This window comes from Ralstonia sp. UBA689 (assembly GCF_002298975.1).
Classification (GTDB): Bacteria; Pseudomonadota; Gammaproteobacteria; order Burkholderiales; family Burkholderiaceae; genus Ralstonia.
Window position 1 is genome coordinate 84,870 of record NZ_DBMV01000014.1, and the last position, 6,253, is coordinate 91,122.

At 59.1% G+C, this 6,253-nt stretch carries 5 protein-coding genes; all 5 read right to left on the reverse strand.

All coding sequences use genetic code 11. The annotated features are described in order from the left end of the window. Window positions 1-61: 61 nt before the first annotated feature. A complete protein-coding gene (locus B4F51_RS07495) occupies window positions 62-910 on the reverse strand; it encodes a fimbrial protein (protein ID WP_296224467.1) in 849 nt (282 codons plus the stop codon). 284 nt (window positions 911-1,194) lie between these two features. Then, window positions 1,195-3,765, reverse strand: coding sequence for a fimbria/pilus outer membrane usher protein (locus B4F51_RS07500; protein ID WP_296224468.1), 2,571 nt, complete (start codon window positions 3,763-3,765; stop codon window positions 1,195-1,197). 125 nt (window positions 3,766-3,890) lie between these two features. Further along, a complete protein-coding gene (locus B4F51_RS07505) occupies window positions 3,891-4,637 on the reverse strand; it encodes a fimbrial biogenesis chaperone (RefSeq protein WP_296224469.1) in 747 nt (248 codons plus the stop codon). An 89-nt stretch (window positions 4,638-4,726) separates the two neighbouring features. Continuing rightward, complete coding sequence (locus B4F51_RS07510; protein WP_296224470.1) at window positions 4,727-5,311, reverse strand: fimbrial protein; 585 nt, start codon at window positions 5,309-5,311, stop codon at window positions 4,727-4,729. Window positions 5,312-5,992: 681 nt separating this feature from the next. Next, on the reverse strand, window positions 5,993-6,253 hold a 261-nt coding region (locus B4F51_RS07515; protein ID WP_296224471.1), incomplete at its 5' end, for an Hpt domain-containing protein.

The following is a 6,253-nucleotide window of genomic DNA, read 5'->3' on the forward strand; positions in this document are numbered from 1 at the left end:
GTTGCCATCACAGGTAGCGACTTGCACTGGTGCGGCAGCTTGCGCGGGGGCAGCCTCAACCCTAGTTATAACTCATGACAAATGTGACGGAAGTATTTGCCGTGCCCGCACTAATCTCTGGGCTGGTTTGGTAGTAAGCTGCCTTAAGCGGAATATCGAAATCGCCGCCCTGCTTGTCATATCCCCAGAATGCGTTCCACCGGCTCAACGGAAGCGGCTTACCATCCTTGTCAAGTAGTTGCAAACCGATGCCCTTGGCAGTCGATTCGGGATCAAGGGCAACGACCGAGCGCGCGTCATCCACAACTCTGGTGTTGGGCTTCAGTTGATATCCCATCCTGATCATGTCCTTGGAGCATTCCCTCAGCGCGATCGAGAAACTGACCGGCTCCAATGAGCTGCCGACGCCGTTGAATCGTCCGGCATTGTTCTGGTCGCCCATCTTTACGGTGACATCCGGTGTCTTGCAGCTCCCGGTGCCGATAGTCGATCCTCTCAAGGCACGAATCGTGATGGGATAAAGCTGATGCTCAACCGAGTAACGACCAAGAAGCCCGGCAGAAATCTGAGCCCCCTCTTTAATTTGACCAATTTTTTTTATTTTCAAAATGTAGCCAGGCCCCTCTTTAAAATAGTAATAATTTCTGTCCCCTCCGACGGAAACTTCCCCCTTAGATATATCCGGATACTCTGTTCCAGAAGGAGAAGCGATAGACCACGCCAACCCTGTATCGCCGATCGGGAAATCGGTCATTCTTTCCGGGCTCGCGCTACGTCCCACTAGATTCTCTATCCCATTTTTAAAGTTACCTGAACAGCGCCACCTCGCTTGGTACGGCGCGGTTAATTCGTATTCCAAAAAAGCACCGCCAATCGGTGTATTACGCGGCACCGTCAAGTTGGCAGGCAACCAGATTTCGAAGTTGATAGGGCCCTTAAATGGGTATTCGTATCCGCAGGTAAGAGCATGCACGGGCGCAACAGAGAATATTGCCAAACAACTCATCAAAATTTTCGCCAAACAACCGGATAAACGGCATCTTATTTTTTTAGAGTTTATTTTTCTCATTAACAATTATCCTTTTTAATATCACCAATCCGAATGCAAATCAATTATCTTGCGCAGATATCTTCAATTTTCAGCAGAGATGGCTGATCATGAAATCACAATACGGATATTGCGACGGCCGGCACTTAACGGCAGCGCAGCGTCTGCCTTTGGTAATTCCGCCCTGCTTCAGCCTGGCGCAAGGCGTAAGGCGCGTGGCATTGGGTGTCTTTCCATTTCACGGTCAAGCTACCTTGCTGTTGATTGAGCAGCACAAAAGCGTTGCCACTCGGGTCGGTAATGCCGAGGTGTCTGCCGGTTTGCGCGTCTTCCACGCTGGCGCCGAACGGCACCGGTTTGCCGTCGGCCTGTTGTAGCGCGAACTGAGCGCGCTGGCCGCTGTAGCCCTTGAAGGTTGCTTGCACGATCGCGCCGCGGCGCGGCACCACCTGCTTGACGGTATCTTCCAGCTCCACGTCGGCACCCAAGTTATGGGTGTCTGGGCGCAGCGCATTCAGACGATACGGCTGCGCATAAGTGACCACGGCATAACCATTGCGGCCGACCGGGGTGCCACCGTCGGTCTTCACGTCCACGCCGTTGAGCCCTTCCACCTTCATCAGCGCAAAGGTGTCGCCCACGGTGCGGCTCAAGTTGACGCCGCCACGATGCACGACCAGGGAGCCCGTGGCGCCAACGCTGGCCGATTGGTAATCGCGTGCAATGTTCACGTTCGCGTTGAGCTGGCCCACGTCGGTATCGCGCGTGATACTTGCCCCGCCCGTTGCGCCGCGCTCGCTGCTGGTGTAGCCAGCCTGCATGGCGTATGACGTGTTCTCGTTCACGAAGCCGCTCAGGCCGCTTTGGATATTGGTGCCCCCGTTGTTGCTATTGCTTACGTTGGTGTAAGCGCGCGGTGAGCGGAGCTTGCCACCCAGCGGAATCGACATGGTCAGCATGACCTGCGTGCTGTTGCCATTTCCGCTGAAGCGGGTGTCCCTGGTCTGGCTCAGGCTCAGGTTGTAGTTCAGTTGCTTCCAGTTGTTGCCGTAGCCGACGCTGATGCTGCGGCTCGAGCCCGGCTGGTTCCAGAAGGTCTGCTGGCTGACGTTGAGGTAGACGCTGCCGTACTGACGGTCTGTGCCGCCCAAGTCTTGGCTGGTTGTCAGGTCAATGCGCGAGCGGCTGCGTCCGGTCTGGGGCCCCTGGACGTTGATCCAACCATTGCTTTGGTTGTTGCTCAGGTCATTGACGTGGTCATTGAAGGTGCGATAACCCGACGTTGAATAGCGATAGGCGGCAAGCGTGAAGTTGGTGTTGGTGCTCGTGAACGTCTTGGCGTACAGAACCCGTACACTCTGTCCGGTGTCGCGCTTGCCGCGCACGCGGCTGCTCGATTGCGTCACGTCAACGGAGAGTGCGCCAATGGGCGTGTTGGTACCAACACCCACGTTCACCGCCTGGTAGTCGCGCGAGATTTGCAGGCCGCCAGCCACCGTGCTGTTATCGGTCAGCCCGTAGACGAGCGACCCACTGACCAGGCTGGGTGAGGGGCCTTGGTCGCCGTCGTACTTGCCCGCCGCAATGTTGTACTTGAGGCGGCCCTTGCGCAGCATCAGCGGCAGGCTGGAGAACGCCTGATGCGTGACATGCTTGCTGCCGTCGGCTTCGATGACGGTGATCTCAAGGTCGCCGTTGGAGCCGGAGGGAAAAATATCGGTGAGTTGGAACGGGCCGGGCGGCACATTGGCGCGATACAGCACGTAGCCGCTTTGACGCACCTCCACCACCGCATTAGTGGCTGCCTGACCGCGCACCACCGGCGCATAGCCGCGCTCGCTGTCGGGCAGCATGGCATCGTCGGAGCCGACTTGCACACCGCGAAACCTCACGCTGTCAAACAGAGTGGCGTCGGAATATTGCTCGCCAATCGTCAACTGGCCCTTGATGGCGTCGACGTCGCGCTGCACCAGCGTGCGGTTGCTCTTGAAGCGGGTCTGGCCGCCGTTGCTTCCGCTGAGCGTGGACTCATTGCGCAAACGCCAACGGCCAATGTTCACGCCGTTCTGCAGGCCAATGAAATAGCTGCTGCTGTCACTGCCAATTCGGCCGTGGCCATAATTGCCGCTGAACTGATAGTTGACGTAGCCCGCCGTGACGCCTTCGTCCCACAAGTCGGGGTCCACATAGCCGCGTGCCGCACGCGAGAGGAATGCCTGGGGTATGCCCAGGTTGAGCTGCAACCGACCGGCATCAAAATCGACGGTGGCTTGGTCGAGCAGCTGCGGCAAGTCCAGACAGGCCTGGCTGTTGATGTCCAGCGGCGGCGTGATGGCGCTCAAATTGACGCCAAAGTCCTGCAGCATCCTGGCCGTCAAGCACGGGCGGAGCTTGGCCCTTTCGCTATCTTGGTGGAAATCGATATCACGGCGGCCAACCAGATCGCCATTGACCTGCACCTCCACCCGATACGTGCCGGGCGGCACGCTGCTGCCAGAGCTAAGCACAGCGCTCAAGTCGGCCGGACGCCCTTGGCCGTGCAGAAAGCTGGTATTGAATGCGAGCAGTGTTGTGTCGGCCTGCGCAACGAGCGTATCCCCTTCGGCCGCACGCGCGCCATTGATCATCGCCAGACAAACGGCCAGATAGAGCGGCGTTGCGCTCGGGCGTGCCTGGGGCGCTTTTCCATCAGTCTTTGTGGAATACGCTTTGGTCATCCGGCGTTTAGGCATCTCAATGCTCGCTTCTAGCTTGGTGAATCGGGCTGGGGGGTGTCACATAGGGAAGCTCCCCTCCGAGGGGCGGGCTGTCGCGATCGAACCGATCGAATTGGCCCGGCCGATCAGTTGTCGGCGGACACGGGTGTGCTCGGCTGGCTGCCATGTAGCGTGACGCGGTAGCTTTGGCGGCCGCCGTAGTCATTGATGATTTCGTAGCGCAGCTCGGGGGCGGCGGTGCTGGCAGCCGGCAGCTTGACTGGCAGCGCCACCGTGGAACCCGGCGCGACCATCGTGGCGTCGATGACAGTCTCTTCAGCCTTGCCGGTGTGCACCTTTGCGTCCACCACGGTCACGTGGTAGAGGCTTGGGTTGCTCAGGCGCAGCATGGCCTTGCCGCCGTCCTGGTTGAGCTGCCATTGCAGGTTTTCGGGGGCTTTTTGGGGATCGCCACTCAAACCGGTGGGTCTGTAGAACACCTTGATGCGCTGGCGCACAGCCAGTTGCAACACGTTGTCGTTGCTGGCGGCCTGGGGAACCTCTTGCACATTCAGCCAGAAAGCCGACTCTCGGTCGGTCGGCATGCCTACGCCCTCATACAGCACACGCAGGAGCTGCTGCTGCTTGGCGCCCAGCTTGGCGAGCGGTGGCGTAATGGCAAACGGTAGTTGCGGCTGGGCACCTTCATCAAGCGGGTCGAGCCACGCCTGAATCAGCGCGTCGGCGCCTTCGTTGTTGACGACCACGGACGTCTCTTTGTTCTTGCCGTCGAAGATCAACCGCGTGGTGCTGAGGGAAATGCTGGCATGACTGGCGGACGCAACCAACGCGCACGCCAACGCCGCGCCAGCGGCGCATCGTTTTGCTTTCATATCCGGAATCGCTTTTGAAGAAAGAGACGGCAGCGGCGTGGGAAAACACCGCTGCCAGTTGAAGCCAGCCGCCTTGGCTGGCGCGTGGCTTACTCGTAGCTGAGCGTGAACGGCAGGCTGGCGTTAGCAATACCCGGCTGGATCTTGGCCGGATCTGCGGCCACATACGCAGCGGCAAACCGCACGTTGATGGCACCACCAGATGCCGGCACCTCGGTTTGTGCCAGCAGGTCGCCGTTGCTCAGGTCGAACGCGTTCGCGCCGGCGCCGGTACCTTCGTACACGGCAATGCCCACGCCTTGCGCGAAGCCCGCAGCGGTGTTGCCGTTGTTCACACGCAGCATCTTCTTGTCTGCGCTCAGCTCACCTGCCTTACCGGCGAATTTCATGCTGACCTTGGCGCCCGTCTTGCAGACGACGTCGAAGTTTGCCGAGCCAGCGCCGCTCGTCAGGCGCTTGGGTGCTGCAACCGTGCCAATTTCATCGGCAGCGATGGAACCCATGTTCACGTTGATGGTGCCTGCGTCGCCGGTCAGCGAAGACACCTTGCAGGTATCGCTCAGGATCGTGCCCTGGAAGTTGATGACGCCATCTACCGACCCTGCCGTTTGAGCCATTGCGGCGGTGGACAGAGCAGACATCGCGACGCCAGCCAGGAACAGTTTTGCTTTCATTGACTTACCCTTTTGATTGAGACCGCAGCACGGAGGTGCCGGAACTTGGTCGAGAACAAACGCCTATCGAAGAAGGCAGGCGCAAGTATTCCCAAAGTGGCAAACCCTGCATATCGGATTGTTCTGAAAAGAGGCGAGTACGTTATCCGGATGTTGGGCGTGACATTCCTCTCGGAACGCGTGGCCACGGCTCTCCGCCCCGCTCAGTACATGACTGTTGCGGCGGACAACATCGGGGTTGAGGTATTGGCAGCAGTGCAGAACAGCTTGCTGCTAGAAGTTTCGTGAAAAACCGGTGAGCGCGGAGGGGGCGAAGTACGAATCCGTCAAGTCAAGACGATGCTGATTGGGCGGGTGCCCAAACGACTGCGTCAATCTTATGCAGGACGTCGCTGCGGTGCGGTGACGGGAATCACTGCGCGGCACATCACACTACGACGCCGCGCTCAACATAGACAATATCTTTCCGTTGAGTCCGCTCCGTGCCCTTCAATCTCACTGGCAACAACTGGTTTGGCCCCGTGGGCACCGCGGGCGTGCTACATGTTCGCGCGGAGTGGAACCGCGCAATATGCAATGACTGCACGGAAGGCACAACCTACGCTTGTTGGCGTGCCAACTGTCGGGCCCATTTTGGGGGCGGCACACATCAAAAGCCTCACGCCTTCGGCAAGCGACTGTTCATCCTTGGGCCCGCATCACGCCGCCCTCGTCTCCACTATGGTCTGTCGTGTCCGCTTGGTTTAGAGACTGCAGCTCCGCAAAGAGTGCCTCAGCATCCGTCGCAACTCCGCCATCCGGCGCCGAAAACCGGCGCTCCAGTTCGGCAGCCAAATCGCGCGTGCGCATTTGCCTAACGACTGCAGCGGCACCAGCGATCCGATGCGCCGCGTGACGAGCCTGACCGATGTCGCGATTCTTCAAGGCGTGCCCGAGCATCTC

Coding starts and splice junctions, on each gene's coding strand:
- B4F51_RS07500 (WP_296224468.1), bottom strand. CDS start 3,765: ATGACCAAAGCGTATTCCACAAAGACTGATGGAAAAGCGCCCCAGGCA.
- B4F51_RS07505 (WP_296224469.1), bottom strand. CDS start 4,637: ATGAAAGCAAAACGATGCGCCGCTGGCGCGGCGTTGGCGTGCGCGTTG.
- B4F51_RS07510 (WP_296224470.1), bottom strand. CDS start 5,311: ATGAAAGCAAAACTGTTCCTGGCTGGCGTCGCGATGTCTGCTCTGTCC.